The 20,304-nt window shown below is 38.7% G+C and carries 11 protein-coding genes; all 11 read right to left on the bottom strand.

The annotated features are described in order from the left end of the window. Positions 1-17: 17 nt before the first annotated feature. The 11 genes from Q4534_RS06040 to Q4534_RS05990 all read right to left on the bottom strand — a co-directional run bounded on the left by Q4534_RS06040 (position 18) and on the right by Q4534_RS05990 (position 20,302). Positions 18-1,559, bottom strand: a complete 1,542-nt coding sequence (locus tag Q4534_RS06040; protein WP_303612269.1) for a RagB/SusD family nutrient uptake outer membrane protein — start codon at positions 1,557-1,559, stop codon at positions 18-20. Between the two features lie 13 nt (positions 1,560-1,572). Beyond that, a complete protein-coding gene (locus tag Q4534_RS06035; protein WP_303612268.1) occupies positions 1,573-4,662 on the bottom strand; it encodes a TonB-dependent receptor in 3,090 nt (1,029 codons plus the stop codon). Positions 4,663-5,148: 486 nt separating this feature from the next. Then, positions 5,149-7,035: a 7TM diverse intracellular signaling domain-containing protein gene (locus tag Q4534_RS06030; RefSeq protein WP_303612267.1), complete on the bottom strand. Its 1,887-nt coding sequence runs from the start codon at positions 7,033-7,035 to the stop codon at positions 5,149-5,151. Between the two features lie 443 nt (positions 7,036-7,478). Further along, entirely contained in the window at positions 7,479-8,906 is a 1,428-nt protein-coding gene (locus tag Q4534_RS06025; RefSeq protein WP_303612266.1) for a BNR-4 repeat-containing protein, read from the bottom strand. A 344-nt stretch (positions 8,907-9,250) separates the two neighbouring features. Next, a complete protein-coding gene (locus Q4534_RS06020) occupies positions 9,251-9,631 on the bottom strand; it encodes a response regulator (RefSeq protein WP_303612265.1) in 381 nt (126 codons plus the stop codon). 684 nt (positions 9,632-10,315) lie between these two features. Further along, entirely contained in the window at positions 10,316-11,731 is a 1,416-nt protein-coding gene (locus tag Q4534_RS06015; RefSeq protein WP_303612264.1) for an enolase C-terminal domain-like protein, read from the bottom strand. A gap of 9 nt (positions 11,732-11,740) precedes the next feature. Next, complete coding sequence (locus tag Q4534_RS06010) at positions 11,741-13,999, bottom strand: c-type cytochrome (protein WP_303612263.1); 2,259 nt, start codon at positions 13,997-13,999, stop codon at positions 11,741-11,743. Between the two features lie 132 nt (positions 14,000-14,131). After that, a complete protein-coding gene (locus tag Q4534_RS06005; RefSeq protein WP_303612262.1) occupies positions 14,132-15,577 on the bottom strand; it encodes a sulfatase in 1,446 nt (481 codons plus the stop codon). Further along, a complete protein-coding gene (locus tag Q4534_RS06000; RefSeq protein ID WP_303612261.1) occupies positions 15,577-17,154 on the bottom strand; it encodes a sulfatase in 1,578 nt (525 codons plus the stop codon). The genes Q4534_RS06005 and Q4534_RS06000 overlap by 1 nt, the downstream gene beginning before the upstream one ends. Before the next feature lie 10 nt (positions 17,155-17,164). Further along, on the bottom strand, positions 17,165-18,298 hold the full coding sequence (locus Q4534_RS05995) for a formylglycine-generating enzyme family protein (RefSeq protein WP_303612260.1): 1,134 nt from the start codon (positions 18,296-18,298) through the stop codon (positions 17,165-17,167). Between the two features lie 108 nt (positions 18,299-18,406). Continuing rightward, positions 18,407-20,302, bottom strand: a complete 1,896-nt coding sequence (locus Q4534_RS05990; protein WP_303612259.1) for a sulfatase — start codon at positions 20,300-20,302, stop codon at positions 18,407-18,409. Between the last annotated feature and the right edge of the window lie 2 nt (positions 20,303-20,304).

Here is a 20,304-nt window from a genome sequence, read left to right as displayed (position 1 = left end):
ACATTTTATTTTTCTCATTAATTGTTGTTTGCTGCCTCTTTGATTTGAGGTAAAATATCCTGTTGCTCAAGAGGATAGGGCAAGAATCTATCTGCCCCGGCATCATAGGATCTTCCTCCATAATTAAGCGCATCGGTTTTGTCATGGCGAACCAAATCATAATACCGAATACCCCATTCCATGCCAAATTCAGCAAATTTTTCATCCAAAACTGAATCAAGATCAACACCAGAAAGGTTTCCTAAGCCTGATCTGTTTCGTACCAGATTTACGGCTTCATCTGCAGAAATTACTCCACCTGAGGCCCCGCTTACCAACGCTTCAGCATGAATGAGTAGGATCTCGGCATATCTAATGCAGGTGAAGTTTTTATTTTCTCCGTAAGAGAATCGTCCCGGTGTAAGCTGCGTAGAAGGCAGATAATGTTTTCCGCTGAGAAAGTTATACCTGGGATGATCGTTAAATATATCCCCATCTTCACTGCTGTTGCTTACCCAGTTTGGCAGGTTGGCGTAGGCAGGATCCGATTGGATTTCGGCTATACCATCCGGTGTAAATAGCACCGTAGTAGATAACCTTTCTTGCTCATTTCTATCCAACATGAATTTCACATATTTAACAGAAGGCTCCCAAAAGCCCCATCCTCCTCCGGCACCGGAAACAGTTGGTGTCCAGTTGGCCGGGCCGAAAAAATCCCATAAATACCTGGTATTGGTTCCGCTTGCTTGGCCAAAATCCGAGTATTGCAACTCCAATAAATTCTCATCATTGAGCTTTCCTGGAAGTTTGAAGAGCTGGTAATAATCCGGTTCCAAACTAAACAACCCACTTCCAATAATTTCATCTGTGGCGTTCACCACTTCCGGGTAATTTTTCATTTCTAAATTGGCCAAAGCCTTCACTGCCAAGGCCGTATATCGGGTTACTCCACCACGTACTTTTGACCTTTGATTGGGATGAACGCTGGGAAGATCAGGAATGGCTTCATCCATTTGCCCGGAAATATGTTCCATAACCGCATCAAAATCAGAAAGCTCAACATTAAAGAGGTGACTTGGCTCTGAAGAATTTGGTATCAATACTGAGCCCCAAAGTTTTGCCAAGTACATCAGTTCATAAGCTCTAAGCACCTTGATTTCAGCAATATATTGGCGAGCATCAGCTTCATTGGCCCCTGCCTGTCTGTATTTTTCAATTTCCTCCATGGCGCCATGCCAAAAAAGAAGGTCAGAATAAAGGTTAAGCCAGGTGGAATTGTACATCCAAAAGCTCCTATTGTATTGAAAATTATCGGTTTCTGTCAAGGGTACCTGATCTCCACCTGCATTGACATCATCCCCTCTCACACTAATGATAGGGTAGCTTTCCCACTGCAGGGAATAAAATTCATTATAGGCTCCATATAGCAATAAATCCATGTTTTGGAACTGCGTGTAATCTGTATTTTCGGCAATAAATTTATTTTCCAGAGGTTCATCCAATAAACCTGTACAGGATTGACCTACCAACCCTGAAATCAAAGCCAAAAACAAAACGATTTTATATTTCTTATTTCTCATCTTTGTTTCGAATTTATAGTTTGATATTCAATCCAATGGTATAAGTTCCCGGGATAGGATACACTTGACGGTCTATACCATTGGCGACTTCAGGGTTAAAGCCATTGTAATTAAAAAGAGTTAGTGGCCTATCCGCAGTAAGTGTAATGCTACTTTCCGGAAACTTCATTCCCAATAGCTGTTTGTCCTTGAGGGCATAGGTCAAGCGTACATTTTGCACCCTGAAATAACTTCCATCTTCAACAAAATAGTTGCTCAAATTCTGGTTCCAGCTTTTTCTTAAGCCGGCTGCTGAAGGGTATTTGTTGGAAGTACCCTCTCCCCTCCATAGGTTTTCTGCCAGCTCAGCATCTATATTGGTATCGTTGGTAAATATTATTTCTCCCCTCTTCCGGTTGAGAATATTATTGCCCACCTGTCCTTGAATCAAAGCCGAGAATTCAAAATCCTTATAAGTAAAGCCGGCATTGAACCCATAGGTGTATTCGGGTAGGAATGAGCCAAGCACGACCCTGTCTTCATCGTTAATTAAACCATCCCCATTCTGATCTCTGAATTTAAGGTCTCCCGGTTGCAAGTTGTTTTCTGAAATAAACTGAGAGGAATAACCGTAATTATTGATTTGTTCTTCAGTCTGAAATACACCGTCCGTTTCATACCCGTAAAATGCAAGGTAAGGTTGGCCAACTATGGATCGCTGCCTGAATTCAGCTGATCCGGCATCCAGACTTTCAGGTCCACCCAAACTTAAAACTGTGTTTTTGAGGGTACCGATGTTTCCACCGAAATAATAAGAGAATTCTGGGCTAACGATGTCTTCCCAATTTAAAGAAAGCTCCAAGCCTTCATTCCTAATTTCTCCTACACTCCTTCTTTCACTGGCTCTAATGACCGGAGGAATAATACTAACTGCCAAATTTCTGGTGTCCCTAACAAAATAATCGGCATCGAGTGCCAAGCGTTCTCCAAAAAACCTGGCATTTAAGCCTACATTGATCTCAACAGTGGTTTCCCAACGGTCAATTAGGTCAAAAGTAGGATCCAATCTTCGTCCTATGATCAAGACACCATCATAGGCACCCCTGTTCTCTACCAGTTCAGGCGCACCTACTGAAGAATTGATTCCATCATTTCCCAGCTGGCCCCATGAGCCTCGTAGCTTCAAGAAATCTATAGCCGGAACATTAAAAAATGACTCCTCAGTTAATACCCATCCAGCTCCAAATGTGGCAAAGTTACCCCACTTCTGCTGAAATTTGTTGTTTCCATCTCTTCTAAAAGTTCCATACAGTAAATAGCGATCCGCATAATTATAAGCCACTCTTGAGAAATAGGATTGGTAAAAAAGACGGTCACCGCCATCGCCAATGCCATTCAGGTCATAATCTGTAGCATTGTTTAAATACCAAAACTCCTCCTCACCTCTTATAGGATCAGGGTTGAGATTTTCCCCACGAGCAAACAAAACCTCATTCGTTTCACTCCTAAAAGATTGACCCAAAACCACTGTTAGGTTATGTAAATCAAAATTATTTTGGTAGGTCAGGAAGTTGTCCCAAATCTGGTTATACCTGCTATATGAATTCCTTGACAAGGAAGACTGTCGTTCCTCTCTTCCATCGCTGTAGGCAAACCCCACATTTCTGGAATTGACACTATGCATACTAAAATTATAGGAAGTTTTAAAGGTTAAGTTGTTGGGTATTATTTCTATCTCAGAATAAAAATTACCCAATAACTTGGCCACTTTATTTCTGTTGTCAGAATAAAGTAAATTGTAAAAAGGGTTTTGGTTGCTTCTATACCCCAATTGTTGGGCATTGGATAATCGGTATGGTGTAGCAGCCGTATTGCTCTCATCATAAACCGGTAAAATCGGTACTGCAAAATAGGATCTAAACCAAGCCCCATTGTCTCCTATGTATTGCTCGGCCGTACTGAGGTTTAAATTACCACCTACTGTCATCCATTCTTTAACATCTGTATCCAGCTTAACCCTAAAATTCATTCGCTGATAACTATTGCGAGTTTCTTTCATTAATCCTTCCTGGTCAAAATAGCTTGCACCTATAGAATACCTTGTTTTGTTACCCCCTCCATTGAAAGAAAGATTATGGTTTTGGATGGCTGCAGGGGCCATCATTTCAGCATACCAATCTGTATTTACTGCCGGCAAGGATGGATCTATATAACTTCTTCCATAACGTTGAATGGCATTTTGTACAAAAGCCATATCAGCAGCAGAACCAGTTTCATTCACATATTGAACAAACTGCTGGGAATTGGCCATCTTCAAAACATTCTGAGGATTTTGGATGCCGTAATAGCCATCGTATACGATTTCAGGTTCTTGGTTGTAATTTCCACCTTTTGTTTCAATTACTACTACCCCATTGGCGGCACGAACCCCATATATGGCAGATGCGGAGGCATCTTTTAATACAGAAATGGTTTCGATGTCGTTGGGATTAAGGAAGTCTATGTTATCAAAAAACATCCCATCAACGACATATAAGGGAGCACCTCCCCCTTCAAAAGAACCCACTCCACGAACCCTGACAGTCGGAGAAGCTCCGGGAGCTCCGTTACTCACAATTTGCACACCTGCAACCCGTCCTTGGAGAGCTTGCATGGCTTGGGAGTTTGGGGTCTTAACAATGTCTTCTGATTTTACCGTGCTAATGGCTGAGGTTAGGTCTCGCTCACGTTGGGTACCATAGCCAATGACAACAACTTCTTCGAGCCCTTGCGCATCTTCTTCAAAATTAACATTGATGGTACTTTGATCACCAACAATGATCTCCTGCGTTTGAAATCCGATAAATGAAAAAACCAAGACAGATTCAGAAGAGCTCACCTGTAATTCATAATTACCATCAATATCTGTGACGGTTCCATTTCCTGTGTTTTTCTCAAGTATATTAACACCAGGAATGGATTCTCCTGAGGGGTCTTTTACGGTACCATTTACCGTAACTTGCTGTGCATACAATGCCTCAGAATTGGAAAAGAAAAGCACTGCAAATAAGAGTGCGGAAAATAGTAATGAAAAAGGGATTTTGGGTTTAAAATTTCCTTTCTCTATAGTAAAGGGAAAATTCATAGGTTTTTGGGATTAGGTAATTTTAATAGTTTATGGTTTAAATCAAATCCGTTTTGATTCTAAAATAAAATTAGAACAATGGAAGGTCTAACTGTAAAAAATGCTTGGCAAACGCATGCTAAATGCTACTAAAAAACCATCACTTTTATCAAAAAATACCGCATTGATATCAGGAAAAAACCTCTTTTAATCAAAATGAGAGCCATTTTCAAAAATTTTGTATCGGTTGAATAACATATAGTGAAAATTGGTGCGTTTAAGCGGTAAAAGTTGGAATACGCTTTCATATTTCAATTTTTTTAAAAAATGAAATTTATTTAGGTGTAATAATAACACTTGAAGAAATCACCCCAACCAATTTGTCTATTTCGGCCTTATTTACCCAGCAGGCCGATCCGAAATTGCAGGAAGTAACAATTGAAAAGGTTAGCACATTATTTAATCCTTGGCTAGACGAATAGGTTGAATGAGATTGATTTTTTAGCATCAATAATCAACCATTTCAGATAGTACTATTTCCTCCCAGCCAATCTCAAAATCCGATTCACTGTCTATTCTTGTTTGGATTTTCTTCCGAAATGCCCAAATTGTATTTCTTCTCAAATCCAAAATGGAAGCAAGTTGATCCAGGGTTAATTTTTCATGGGTAAGGTAGGAGGCATAAATGATGTAAAAGGCTTTGTCCAATGGAAATTTAATTCCGTGGAAAATTGTACCTGCCGTAACAGAATTGATATGCCCACATTTGGTACACCTACGGCTAAAAACTTTATTGGCCTTTCCATATTTGTTGTTGCCACATTGGCTACAATGAAATGAATCCGCCCACTTTAATTCTTCTAAATACCTATAGCAGGCTGATGGATCAGGGAAAATTTCTCTAAACTCAGGATGGGTTAAGGATTTTTGCGTCAACCTTGCCTTAAAAGAGGCCCTTATCGAGCTTTTTAATTTCCAATTGTCCTTATCCAAAAGGGCATTGATCCGTTTGATTTCTTCATCCTTGGCTTGAAGTTGGCTATTGTATGTTTCCAACAATTCATTTTTTGCCTGGAGCTCAGCAGTTCTAATCCTTACTTTGGACTCCAACTCTTTGTTCACCTTTTCTTTCAAGGAGATATTCTCTTTGTATTGCACAAGCGATCGTTTTAAAGCTTTGTCACGAATTTCTTTCATCAGCCTTATCCTATCCCCAAGGGCAAAAGATAATAGCACCATCTCCAATAGAAAGGCAATGTGAAGGCTATAATAAACAAGTGTGGTATGCGGAAGTATGGCATAATTTGCTAAGACTTTTATACTAATGCCAACAAACAATACACCATAAGCCATGACAAAAAATCTTGCGGCCTTGTATTGCTTTATCAATAAATATCCTGCAGTAGTAAGTATCAATAAAAAAGGTAAGCTGTCAAAATAAGTAAGTTCAAAGTAATTGTGATCAACAAATAAACCCAAGAAGAATACCATAAATTTACCTGCTAGTGAAAGCCACAAAGCATAATGGAAGATCCGTGCTTTCCTTCTAGTATTCAAAAACCGAACCGTAAACAAAATGGCCCATAAAACAATTAAGAAACTAAAAACACCATTGACAACAGTATTCCATTGAGGTGAATTTGGCCAGAAATATTGAAAACCTATGCCATCAAGACTCATGGCATACAAGCCTACACTAAGAAGATAAAGGATGTAGTAAATGTATTTCATTTCCTTTACTGCCAAGAAGATTAAAAAATTATAAAAGGCAATAATCAATATCATTCCATAAAATAAACCATAAAGAAAATACTCACTCAACGCATAATGCACAAAACGATTCAAAGACCTGAGCGCAATTCGAATGTCAGCTTTTTGGGAAGAATTAATTTTAAAATAAAAATTTGAGATACCTGCTTCTTCGTTTTCCAGTTCCAACTGAAAGTTTTTATGGTTAAAAAGTCGCTGTGAAAATGGGTTATTGTCTCCCATTACCTTCAACTCATACCCACCATCCGTGGGAATATAGGCTTCGATATAGTCAATACTTTGGTCATAAAACTCCAACAACCAACGTTTTTCACTTTCAGGGCTATTGTCAATGGATAGCTTTACCCAATAAGTATAATTGGTGTTGAATTTGTTTTTGCTGAAATCCGGTCTAATTTTTATAAACTGCTGGAAATCCTCCTGATTGATGTCCTCAAAAGTCAGGGTATTGGTACTGTCTTCGTAAAACTCAAGTTGGTTGATCGCATATATCCTTTCGTTCCAACCATCGTCAATTTTTAAGGTAGCCTCACCTGAAATCCTCTGAGCCCAGCTAAAAGCACTTGGAAGCGAAAGTAACATTACAATTAGCCATACTTGCCTATTCAATGATCTATCCATCATCTTTCTTTTTTGTATCCACTGTGGATAAAACTCAAATGTTTTACATCAGGATAAAAAATGACTTTCTTCGAGAAGCATCCACTCCAAAATCCGATGCTGCAATACCTTTAAGTTTAAGATAATGAGCTTTAAATTTTCTTAATAACCGGATCATTTATAACTCTCATCCCCCCCAAGAATTAGGAGAAATCAAATTAAACCTGAAATGTAAAGTATAAGTAACTAAAACCTTGCCACATGTTGCAGGGCAACCTTTTAGGCAGTTTAAAAAATTATCAGGGAAAATACCTCAACGGAACTCGGAGAAGTCAAGGCTTATCCTTTCTTTGAATTTTAAGTGGAATTAATGGGTTATTTTAACAGGATGGAATGCAAAAGTCCGACAAAATAAAATTAAGATTTATTTTGTCGGACTTTTGCATACTTTATCAATTAAAAGATGGTTAAAACCACCTGCTAAAGATACCTGATCTTAGCCTTTTCGGTTTTGCTTGGTCAGCTTTCATCTCATAAGGAAGTTCCCAAACCTTACCTTTGCTGTCACCGAAATACAATTGACTTTTACTAAAATCATTGGGATCACCATCTGCCCAAAAGTATAAAAATGGATCTGCCCCTTTCTCCACCCTTCGGATATAATTATGGTTTCGCTTACTACCTTTAGTTAGCTTTTTGGTTTTGCTCCAAGTCTGTCCTTTGTCAGCACTTTTCCACATTTCTACTTCCCCTCCTGCCCCATAAATCTGAGGTGAATCATTGGTTGGCCCAATGACCATCCAATCATCCCCATCAATCCACAAGCTACCCATATCATAATTTTGATCTGATTGGGTGATGATATGGTCCTGCCATTCATTTCCGTCCCAATGAACCACATGCCAATTTCTAGGGCCAAATTTGGGACCTGGTTGATGTCCTTGACCTTCTACATAAAGCGCTATAGGATTTCCATTGGAGTCAAAATTCACATCCTTTAGATAAACATTCTTCTTTTGACTAAAATACTCTTTAACCAGGCCTGAGGAAGCTATATCCTCAATAGGAAGGCTTTGTTCCTTCCCATGAATATCGGTCCAAGTCTTTCCAAAATCTTCGGTTTGGTAATAATACAGGTTGGTTCTCAAATCCACATTCCCATTGGGATGCCAGTTACAGAAAAAAACAATTTTTTCTCCATGCTTTCCGGAGATTTGGTAGTGTCCACTGTTTTTATCTTCTTGTCTTTTGATACCCACAAGATGTTTATCCGGTGACCAATTTTCACCATCATTACTTGTTTCAAAATACAATTGCCGAACTCCGGTATATTTAGTAAATAGGTTTAAAAAGCCTTTGCCTTCCACATACTTAGGTTGAGGGTATGTCATTTCTTCTTCAGTAATTTGCTCAAAAGACGAAATACTATATGGCTTGGTACTTCTATATTTGAAGCCCATTCTTTTCCTTCCTCTTCCACTTACAAATACCCATAAATAACCTTGCTCGTCGATTGCTAAACTTGGATTGTCATGGGGATCATCCACACCTAATTTATCGTAGACAATGACAGGTTTTGAAACCATGCCCGTTTTGTGGTCAAATTCCCCTATCATGCATAACAGGTACTTTTCATCTTCACTCTTGGTACCACCGTATACGAAAAATGTGCGGTTTACTTCCGGTGAATAGATGGCAAGAGGAATATGTTTGGCCGTATAGGTCCCGAGTCCTCCGGAATACTTGTCTCCAAAATCAGACTTTTGTCCGAGTGTAAACCAAATTCCTTTATATCCATCTACTGTAGGATATTTTTCCTGTGCCAATAGGCTGGTGCCGGAAAAACAAAAAAACACCAATAAACTTAAAACAAATAGGTTACGTGAAATTTTCATGGGGTTCGATTTTTGACGACCCAAACATATGCATTAAAAGGTAAGAAAGAAAGCAAAATTTATAGGTTCACTGTGTTCCTATCTGTTTTTTTCTAACCTAAAATTTCATGATTTAAACATCAAACTCGGTACTTCTCTCAATGTCATCAGCACCCTATCCAATTGTAGTCTACTGTGGTTTTAAAAATCAAAGGGATAAAAAATTCATGTACCTGAAAATTATAAAAAATAATGGTAAGGCTTGGTAAATAAAACTTAACGTTTAAAAAATCATATCGGGGAAATGGAAATTTGCCCCGTAGAATCTATCCAAACCCTACCGCATTTGGCTAGCTTAATCTAAATTATTCCAATCCAAATTTTACTTTTAATTTAGCAAAGTCCTGCAAACTAAAAGGCTTAACCCAAAAGTCAACGATCCGATCGTAGGTTTTAGCTTTAAGCCGATCTGCATCTTCTATCGAAGAAGTTATAATGATTACCTCCAATTCAAACCCAATATCCATTTTTTCTAATTCATCCAAAACCTCCCACCCGGATAGTCCAGGCATATTTATATCAAGGAACATTAGATATTTATTTTCATTTTCTTTAACAGTCAAAAATGCCAAAGCATCCTCACCGTTATTGAATGAAATTATTTGATGAGAAATACCTGCTTTCTGCATCAATTTTTTTTGTAATAAAATGACTATTGGGTCATCATCTACTAAAACTATTTCCACATTCTACTAATTTACTTGAAACAACTCAAATTTCACCCAAGATCAATCTAATCTACCAAACCTTTTCATAAACTAAATTAGATCAATATTTTAATATACACTTTTATATATTTAAAATACATTTTTTCAAATGTAAATCAAGATTGATGAATTAAAAAAATAATCCCGTCTTTTTTTCTTAAAATCATTCCTATTCCTAGTTATGTAATAAAAAATATCTAATCAATTATAAATTTAAACCTTATGAAAAATGAAAAAGTGAACAATTATAAAAATGTAAATGCTAAAACCTGTTTTATCAAAAAGTTTTAAAACCCTTTCCTAACAATTAATCAAGGTTATAATTTTACTTAATCAACATAAGTTTGCAACATAGTAGCAAATATTTATAATCTTTCCATCCAAGTTAATAAAAAAAATCATTTCTTAAGCATTAATCCTGAACCTTCACCCCAATTCTATAAAGTTGTCAATAGTAGGCAAACGATTAAATTTCAAAAACTTTTTATATTACTATAAAAATTAAACCAAGTTATATGTACTTGAATTGCAGGAGTATGAACAACAGCTTTGAATCAATCCTTAAAATAATTACGGTATTGCCATAAGCATTTTACAGCAATACCGCATCAGTTTTAACTAACCGTAACCTAAAAAGAAAACAGTTTTCTAATACTTCCTCTATTAATGGTCAAACATTTGCTCGTAATGAGGAATGGTGGCCAGGATTCCCCCACTTTTTTCATAAAAATCCGCACCCGTTGGGTAAACACCATTTTTTGTTTTAACCCATTCCTCATTGGCCATTGGGTGATAACTTACCATTTTATCCCAATTCTTATAATATTGATGACCATTCGTTTCCTGTAAACCTAGTGGCATATCAGGAAATGAGTGTAATCGTGCAGCTACATTTTTATTCCAATCCACCAAAATTGGGTTAACAGTCAAATCTGCACAGAAACAAGGAACATTTTTCTCATAGGCCGCCTGAGCAATCTTCATCGTCATACTCATGGTTTTGGCTATAGCTTTCAGCGCTATTGCAGAATATCCTTGTTCTATCCTTTCCAATGCATCTTCTACTGTATGTGCGCTTTCATCTGCGGCAATTCTCACCCCTAAATCCCCAACAAAAACTTTATTTTTCTCACCAAAAGGTTCTTCAATTACTGCAATTTGGTCAAAAGCTCCAATCTTTTTGGCATGGTCTAGAAAACGCTCTAGAGTTTCCTTCTTTTCATACCTTTCATTGACATCAAAATAATAAGGTATTTTACCATTTTTGGTATAAGGGGTTTCACGGTCGCCTAAAGTTTTATGAACCGCTGTCAAAAATTCGATATCCTTGGCAAGCATTTCCTTTTGTGTACCTGCTGCTCCTGTTTTCAATTTCATTATAAAATGCCCATCGTCTGCTGCTGCCTTTATGTCTTTTATGGAGGCTCCAACACTAAAAGAAGGTATACTTGCTACTTTGTCATGTTTTTGGGACAATCCCGGGCGATAAGCTTCAGGAATCATCTCATCAAAATTTTTCATACCATTCTCTTCACCATACAATAACCAAATGGCATTGTCAACAGGAACCAATGAGTTTAAGGCAAAGGTGGTTTTTAGGTCCGGATTACCTGTGATTTTTTGGCCATAGGCGTAAACTTCCGGAAGGATATCATCAAGTAAAGTAATGGGATCTACAAAGGTATTTCCTTTTATGATTTGTAAAGCTCGCTCTGTCATGGCATACATTAAGGCATTCCCTCCAGTCGTGGAATGGCTTTGGAATACAGCTTTGTCAGACCATAAAGTTCCCTGTGTACCTATACCAATTTTATGTCTTCCGCTTTCTGATTGCATTAAAGCAACTGCCTGCCAGGCCTGTGTGATGGCACTTCCCTTAAAGCGGTAAGGAAACAAAGGTTCTCTTTCGAAATTTGAATCAGTATGGGTGATTTTTATTTTCTTCATTACTTTATTTTTATTTTCAGATTTACCAAAACTAATGGAAGGGCTGATACCTAATCCACCGGCTGCCAAAGCAACAGTAGACCTACTTAAAAACGCTCTTCTGCTAAATCCAGTATTGTCTTTCTTTTCCATGGGAATATGTTAATTAGGGATTTTATTAAGGGTATACCAGGCCTCTGAAGACCACAAAGCATTGCCATTTTTACTTTTAAGGTCAAGGGGCAAATTAAAATAGACCACATGGTTTTCTTTCAACCCATCAATTTTAAGTTCTATTTTCATACCATCATCTGCCAGAATAACCTCTCGGGCTTTCAATGTTTCCAAATCCAGTTTAGGGCCTCCATAGGCAGCAGTGGCCTCGTACCTATATTGTTGAAGAACCATTTTATCTAAAACAGCATTCAAATTTTCCTGATCCAAAGCTTCGGTAAATTCAATTTCAAATCCATAGGGTTTGGCTTTAATTGACAGCATCTCAAAAGTACTTTTACCATTGTATTTTATCTTCTCCAGTCCATATTGATTTTCTTTCCAGCTCCAGCCTCCTACCATCCCCACTTCACCTACATATAAAGCACCATCAGGCCCCCAAACGAGTCGATTAACTCCGGCACTAAATCCTTGAGAAAACCTAAATACCGCCCCTTGATATTGACCTTTAATTTTTTCCAAAAAGTCTCGTTTGATCCCTCCGTTACTTACATCTCCATGCAACAGTTGCCCTTTATAGGGACCATCTTGCATTAGAATCGGCTCAGAAGGGGAATTCCCTATTTCCTTGTCGGGCAACCAAATAGCCGGTGGGCTGGCTTTGGGAGGGTTTTGTTCTTCTTCCTCGCTTAAACCCCAAGCCATTCCATTGTAATTGCCTTTTTGAACATGAATTAATTTATTTGCAGGCAACCATTGCCCTTGGTTATCTGTAAGGAATAATTGATCATCTATCCCAACGCCAATTCCATTAGGCGTTCTTAAACCATAATCCAATCTTTCAATGCTTCCATCTTTACTGATTTTCAGTGTTCTTCCCCGGTCCGGCAATTGTCTTTCTGTGGAAAGCAGTCGCATGGCCATTGATAAGGTAATATAAAAATGCTCTTCCTTATATACTAGGCCGAAAGCAAATTCGTGGAAGTCGTCTGAAACTCCCCAACCATCGCATATTACCTTATATTCATCCATTACACCATCTCCATCATGGTCAATCAACTTGGTAAGTTCATGCTTTTGAAGCACATAGATATCTCCATCGACCACCTCCATTCCTAAAGGCTCAGCCAATCCTGCTGCAATGCGTTGGATTTTAACCTTTTTGGGATCAGCTCCTGTCACCCCTTCCAAGGCATAAATCCCTCCAATAGAATCCCAGGTACTTACGAGGAGCCTGCCGTCTGGTAAAAAAGCCAAACCTCCTACACGGGGTTTAAAATCCTCATTATGCAAAACAGTCAAATCATAACTTGGATGAACTCCTTCCAAAGGTGCTCCGAAGCCGGGTTTTAACGGAATAGGATCTTCCTTAATCTTGGCTACTTTTCTTGCCTTTGTATCTTTATTTTTTGAACCAATCTTTTCATCCTTTGGACGAAATGTGAATACATAATCCAGAATAGTTTTTATTTCTTTCTCTTTTAAATTCGGGTGAGGATTCATGGGAGTAGTTCCCCATACCCCAGCACCTCCACTAATAATTTTCTTTGTAAGGGTGGCTATATTCGCTTGGTTTTGCTCATATTTTGTGGCAATCTGTTTAAATGAAGGACCAACCATTGCATGTTCTTCCTCATGACAAGTATAACAATCACTGTTTTCCATCCATAAAATACCCAGATGATCGTATCCTTCAGCAATGGCAGGTTTCTCTTGCCTTGGTACCTGTTCAAAAAAATCTGAAATCGTAAATTTATCAGCCACAACCCTAAATTCCTGATCATCTGATGCCTGCCTTAAAGTAACCTCAAGATCTTCTGAAGGTTTATTGATGATAAATTTCCTTTCAAATCCAATTGTACCATCCTCTTCTATTGTGAATTCAGGATTTTCTTTAACCGTTATGCTTTTACCATTCGGTAAAAGCAACTTGAAGCTTAAAGTTATTTCTTCACCCAAGATCAAATAACCTTCATATTTAACCTCAATGGAAACCGGCTCACCATTTTTACTTACGGCCCATCTATTATACAATTTACCTTCCTCATAATAAGGTTTACCCCAACTGGTGGGCTGTATGTTTTTTTTATTGGTAAACACGGTACCTTCCTTGGTAACGCCTCCATTCCAAACTTTATACAATTGTCCTTTGGCTAGGTCATAAGCAGCAAAGTTTACACTATCAAAGGCAAGGGTTAACATTCGGGGTTTTTTATCCAATACAGAGCGAAATGCCCATGGATCCATGATCCGCGTTTTTGTTTCGGATTTGGGTTCTTTACAAGAAGTGCAAATCAAAGCAAAAACAAAGAGTATTAAAGGCAACAAAACCTTCCTAAAATTTAATAAAATGGGTTCAATGTACATTTTTGCTATTTACTAAAATGGTCCTTTTTCAGTAGTAATTAGTGCATTACTACCACCCGGCATTTCTCCTCTTTCCCTTATTATATCAAGTGCTTTTCCGGTTTCTATATCATACCAATCTTGGGTTAAATTTTGGGGAACAGAATCATCTGTTTCTATGGACCATAACTCTAAAGCTTTCCTAAGCAGGTCCAATTCTTCTTTGCCTTCAGTGGCTGTTGCCCTGTTCAATAGTTGAAACGCATCACCATCTATTCTATAGAATTCTTCATTTGGGCGTGGTGAAACAAAAATATCAGCTTGTGCAGGATTCAATTTTCCCTGATCCCTCAACTTTTTGAGGTCGGCATAGGAATCACTGGCATTGGAATCTGCAGGCCCGGGATTGGCATATTGAGATCTGTTATTCTTAATGTATAAATAATCTTTGGTCCTTACCATTCTCTCATGAGCTTCCTGGTCATGCCAATTGTGCTCTGCGAAAACATAATTTCTGAAAGGCATATAAGGGTTTTTGAGTACCGTTAAAAAACTTTTCCCTTGAAAATTCCCGGGAGGTTCAACCCCAGCAAGGTCTAAAAAGGTTGGTGCAAGGTCTATGCTACTCACTAGCGCATCTACTTTTAGACCAGCCTTAAGCCCCTTGGGCCATTTGACCAATAAAGGAGATTTTATACCTGAATCTATAAGTCTTGTTTTACTTCTTGGGAAAGGTCTTCCATTGTCTGATAGAATAAAAATAATCGTATTTTCCAATTGCCCTTGCCGCTCCAATTCTTCTTCTACTAATCCTATATAATGATCAAACCTCGTTATCTCATCGTAATAATTTGCCAAGTCTTTTTTGGTGGCTACAGCATTTGCCAAGAAAGGGGGCACATTGACATCTTCCGGATTATGTGCTCCTGAGAATTCATTTTCACCCCAAGGTCTATGGGCATCCAAGGCAGCCAACCAAAGAAAAAATGGCTTGTCTTTAGGTCTTTCTTTTAAAAGAGGTACCCAATAATCTTCACCTCCATCACCTATTTGTGGCTTTTTGTCATAAATCAAATCAAAGCCTTTGCGCGGAGTTGGTCCCATATGCCATTTCCCAGATTGGCCGGTAAAATATCCTGCCTCTTTAAGTAATTCAGGAAAAGTGAGGATTTGCTCAGGCATTTCTGTATGCAATTCCGCAGCTCCGGTATTGTGTGGGTACCTACCTGAAATAATGCTGCTTCTGCTGGGACTGCATGAACTGGTGGTTAGAAAGAAATTGGAAAATTTTATTCCTTCAGTAGCGATTCTATCTGTTACCGGAGTGACAGCAATTTCGTTGCCATAACTACCTAAATCCTCATAACCTATATCATCAGCAATAATCATGATAATATTGGGACGATTATCTTGGGCATAAATGAAATTATTGGCAGTTAATAAAGCCAATAGTACAAAAATGAAGCTAATTGATTTCATTATTTCTCTTTAAAATCCTTTTCAAAATCACTATCGTTTACCCATCCGGTTTTGAAGGGTTCTCCTTTCATAAAACGATTGTAAAAGTCTCGTTGGCTTTCTTGCGCGTACTCATAATTATCGAAAACAGCGCCATTCCCTAAGATCCTTGGGTCTTCTTGAGCTTTTAATTGTTTGAACAACTCATCTTTTAATCCCTCTTTTATATTTTGGTATTCCGGATGCAAGGCAAGATTATTCAAACCATAGGGGTCTTTTTTTCTATCATAGAGTTCTTCTGTAGGTCTTTTACCGAAGGAGAGGTTCCAATACTTGTATTCTCCCGAAACTCTTCTTTGATTGAGGATCACCGTTTTTGTAGGACTTCCATCAGTATTTAGGTAACCTGTTTCCGGATTACCCGCCGGCCATCTATCCGTTTCAAAATTATGAATATAGGTATATTCTTCATTGACAATCCCTCGAATCGGATAACCTTGATCGTCCGGTCTGCCAATATCATGCCTTTCCTTACCTATTAAAACTGCATTTCTGCCGGGGTCGGTTTTGCCTCCTTGTTCAGTTTCAAAAATGGGTAATAGGCTTTCTCCCGCAAAAGAAGCCATACCTGAACTGTCAAAGTTAACATTCCCCACTTCAAGAAAAGTCGGAGAAAAATCCAGAAAACTTACAAAATCATCTATAACCCTACCCGGGTTATTAATTCCTTCCCCCCATCTAATGGCCAGAGGAAGATGGTTTGAATATTCATAGCCTTGCCCTTTAACTCTTGGAAAAGGCATACCATTGTCTGCCGTCACCACAATCAAGGTATTTTCTAGCATTCCTCTCTCTTCAAGCGTGGCCAACATCTTAACCAAATGTTGGTCAAAATATTCTGTTTCATAAGCATAATCAAGGAGGTCATTTCTAACCGAATCATTGTCCGGCCAAAACGGAGGGACCTTATCTATCATATCAACGGTTTTCCCTCCTAGTGAAGCACCTGTTCCGTAACTGTAAGCCCTATGAGGTTCAAATGAGCCATACCAAAAATAAAATGGTTCATCTTCCGGCTTTTCATCCAAAAACAATTCGAAATTTGCAGCATAATCAATCGGACTAATATAGGGTGTAGGCGCTTCCATCTTGATGTCACTGTACCTTTTTCCGGTCAGCTCTCTTTGGCCTGCGTCTCCGGGGGCCCAACCCTTACCTGTAAAACCTGTAAAATAACCATTGCCCCCCAAGACTTCGACATGTGACAAAAATTTCTCAGGGAAAAAAGGGACATGATTCGCCGCCTCCTCCAACTGCCAAGAATTTCTGCCTGTAATAATGATGGACCGGGAAGGAGAACATTTTGCATTGGGAGTATAAGCCCTCGTGAACAATAAACCTTCCTTTGCTACCCTGTCAAACCCCGGAGTTTTGATCCAATCTGTACCGTAAGCACCGGTATGCGGATAAGACAAATCATCTGCTATTACAAATAAGATATTAGGAACAGGTTTTTCTTCTTCTTGCTGTTGGCAAGAAAAAAAACTAGTACAAATAAATACCACTATCAAAGACCTAATACTCATGTGTATAGACATATTTTTTTATTTATTTTGAGGAAACACACCTAAAACCGGTATGTTCTAAACCTGTATCTGCTGAAGATTTCATTTTACCGCTCACTCTATAGCCCTCACAATAGGATACATTGCATAAAAAAGAACCACCTTTAACCACCTTCTTAGGAACTGTAGGCTCTTGTGGGTCATAACTGTCTTTGGGTCCTTGAGGGTTTACAGCTACTTGATCAGAAATTCTTTCATAATAGTCTTCTCTGTACCAATCGTTGGTCCACTCCCATACATTTCCCGCCATATCATACAAACCATAGCCATTTGGCTCAAAAGATTTTACAGGAGCTAATCCTTGGAAACCATCCTCAGCCTTGTCCGTCACCGGAAAATCTCCTTGCCATATATTGGCCATAAAACCATTTTTTTCTACCGGATCATTTCCCCAAGGAAAAGACTTGTCTTCCAATCCTCCTTTGGCTGCATATTCCCATTCGGCTTCAGTAGGTAACCTTTTTCCGGCCCATTTAGCATAAGCTAAAGCATCATCCCATGCCACATGAACTACCGGATAATTTTCCTTTCCTTCGATACTACTTCCCGGTCCCTGTGGCATTCTCCAATTTGCCCCTGGTGTCCATTCCCACCATTGGGCGGCATTATTTAGTGGAACCGGTTGATTGGGAGAATGAAATGTCAAAGAAGCCGCTACCAGGACTTCATCAGGTGGCTTTGGCGTACCCGGAGGCAATTGTTTTTTAATTTCTTCCCAATCCGGCTTCTTCTCTGCAATGGTCACATAGCCGGTGGCTGCTACAAAAGCAGCAAATTGGGCATTGGTTACTTCTGTCTCATCTATCCAGAAGCCATCTACTTTGGCCTTATGAGCGGGCAATTCATCTCTTCTCCCTCGGTCATCTGTGGAACCCCTGGTGAATTCTCCCCCCTCAATCCATACCATGCCTTCGTGAGAAATGGGCTCCTCTCGCTCTTCTATACCTTCAGCAGTCTTCGTTCCTGAGGTACTAAATCTATCCGGAATATTTTCATGACATGAAGCAATTTCATCAACTTCCTCTTCAACTACTTCTTTGTTGTTTGAGGAAGTACAAGCATATTGACTTAAGATCACTAGTCCAATTAAGGACATAAATTTTAATCGGTTGAACATTTTTTGGTAATTAAATTAAATCAACTTACAATTTAAAGAAGTTAGGTACAAACACCTATTCTTGGTCATAAAATTTGATGAATGCACTATTTATCATTTAGGAAGTGATCACCAGGTCCCATCAAGGTACTTTAGCCTACGGATGACCTCATCATTTTCCACCTTAAGCTGCAAGCTATCTGAATTAAAGTTGGTTCCATAAGGGGTATGGTCCTTAAAATACACCAAGGTATTCAAGGCAATCAAATTGGCTACCGGATCTTTTGATTGATTTAACCATTCGATCAAGTCCGGCATGGGATTATTTGCTCCTACCCTGCCCGAAAGGGTAATGGCACTTAATTGGACGATAGGAACAGATTCGCTTTCATAATCAGGAAACTTATGGTAATCCGGCTTTACTTTTTCTCCAAAGGTGCATGCCACTGTATAAGCCCAATACCTTTCCATTTCCTCTCCATGCATAATCGTTTCTATGACCCGATCCTTTACTTCAGCCCAATCCGCAGTGGCCCATTCGGATATTTTAATAAGCTGCTTGATTTTTTTATGCTGCTTTATTCCAAAGCCAACAGGGTTATTCAAAGCACGATTCACCAAAACATTTTCAGGAAAAAAACCAAGGTCATTTTTCTCCATCATCCATGTATTGAGTCGGTCTCGTAGTTCTTTTAAAATTTCCTTCTCTTCTCCGGCCAGATTATTGATTTCATAAGGATCGTCTTCCAAATTGTACAATCGCTCTACCGGTTTTTCCATAAAAAATGCAGCCTGTTCAGTATTCAATTGTCCCTCTTTATAAAGCTCTCTCCAAGAGGCAAAGGCCATCATTTTATAGCGATAATTGTTTTGCAAACCATCCGGATAATAAGGCTGATAACTACGAATATACTTCCATTTACCCTTCCTAATGGATCGAAGCATTTCATATTTTTCATCAAAGCGATCTGCATGACCATAGGTCTCGTCTCTGCTTTCTAAGGAGGCTCTCTTTAGCCCTGAGCCCAAAAAAGGATTTCCATCCATTTGTTTCGGAACTTCTAATCCTGCTAAATGTAAAACCGTAGGTGCAAAGTCAATGAAACTTACAAAGGCTTGAGGCCTTTCCTTTGGTTTATAAGGAGACAGGTGCTTGTAATTTTCCGGTATCCGAACAACCAAAGGAACGTTTAAACCTGTTTCAAATAAATAACCTTTACTTCCCGGCAAAACGCCACCATGATCACCAAAATAGAAAACAAAAGTATTTTCAAGCTCCCCGGAATCTGACAATTCCTCCAATTTCTTTCCTACCCAGGCATCAATTTCTCTGATTTTATCTCTATGATAAGCAACCGTATACCTGAACAATGGAGTATTAGGAAATTGGGGGAAAAGAAATACTTGGGCAGGGTTATCCGAAACTTTATGATTTGCCATTACATCATTTGAAAAATGTAGCCGGCTTTCATGGCTTTCATGAAAGGTTTCTTGATGAAAAAAAGGTTGGTTTTTGTCTGGTCTATTTTGCCAAGCTGCTTTTTTAGAGGAGTTGTCCCATACATTTTCTTTTTCTACAGCATTGTAATCTTTCTTGTAATTATTGGTTGTATAATAACCCGCCTTCCTAAGATAAGCCGGAAACATTTCCAGCCCTTCTGGCATCGGTGCAATTTTAATTTTTCTGTGCAAGTACATTCCTGTCCTAGTAGTGAGGGTCCCGGAAATAAGTGTGCTTCGCGCTACTGAACAAACAGGGGCATTCGAAAATGCATTGGGATAAAGAAGACCTGATTGAAGCATCTTCTCAATGTTTGGTGTTTCCACACCATTGGAATCAAAGAGCTTCATGAAGTGCTTGGAATTGTCTTCAGAAATAAGAAAGACAATATTAGGTTTGGCTTTTTCTATCTTCGATTGACCATAAGCCTCCCCGGTAAAACTTAACATATAAACAGGCCAGCCTATCAAAAATAGGCATGACAAGAAAGTTTTCTCTTTAAAACGATTCAGTATAATCATCATGT

It is taken from the genome of Cyclobacterium sp. 1_MG-2023 (assembly GCF_030546805.1).
Classification (GTDB): domain Bacteria; phylum Bacteroidota; class Bacteroidia; order Cytophagales; family Cyclobacteriaceae; genus Cyclobacterium.
This window is presented reverse-complemented; position numbering and strand designations above follow the sequence as displayed.

What these genes read in the sequence shown, in the direction of transcription:
- Q4534_RS06040 (WP_303612269.1), bottom strand. Translation starts at nt 1,559, where the DNA reads ATGAGAAATAAGAAATATAAAATCGTTTTGTTTTTGGCTTTGATTTCA.
- Q4534_RS06035 (WP_303612268.1), bottom strand. Translation starts at nt 4,662, where the DNA reads ATGAATTTTCCCTTTACTATAGAGAAAGGAAATTTTAAACCCAAAATC.
- Q4534_RS06030 (WP_303612267.1), bottom strand. Translation starts at nt 7,035, where the DNA reads ATGATGGATAGATCATTGAATAGGCAAGTATGGCTAATTGTAATGTTA.
- Q4534_RS06025 (WP_303612266.1), bottom strand. Translation starts at nt 8,906, where the DNA reads ATGAAAATTTCACGTAACCTATTTGTTTTAAGTTTATTGGTGTTTTTT.
- Q4534_RS06015 (WP_303612264.1), bottom strand. Translation starts at nt 11,731, where the DNA reads ATGGAAAAGAAAGACAATACTGGATTTAGCAGAAGAGCGTTTTTAAGT.
- Q4534_RS06010 (WP_303612263.1), bottom strand. Translation starts at nt 13,999, where the DNA reads ATGGATCCATGGGCATTTCGCTCTGTATTGGATAAAAAACCCCGAATG.
- Q4534_RS06005 (WP_303612262.1), bottom strand. Translation starts at nt 15,577, where the DNA reads ATGAAATCAATTAGCTTCATTTTTGTACTATTGGCTTTATTAACTGCC.
- Q4534_RS06000 (WP_303612261.1), bottom strand. Translation starts at nt 17,154, where the DNA reads ATGTCTATACACATGAGTATTAGGTCTTTGATAGTGGTATTTATTTGT.
- Q4534_RS05995 (WP_303612260.1), bottom strand. Translation starts at nt 18,298, where the DNA reads ATGTTCAACCGATTAAAATTTATGTCCTTAATTGGACTAGTGATCTTA.
- Q4534_RS05990 (WP_303612259.1), bottom strand. Translation starts at nt 20,302, where the DNA reads ATGATGATTATACTGAATCGTTTTAAAGAGAAAACTTTCTTGTCATGC.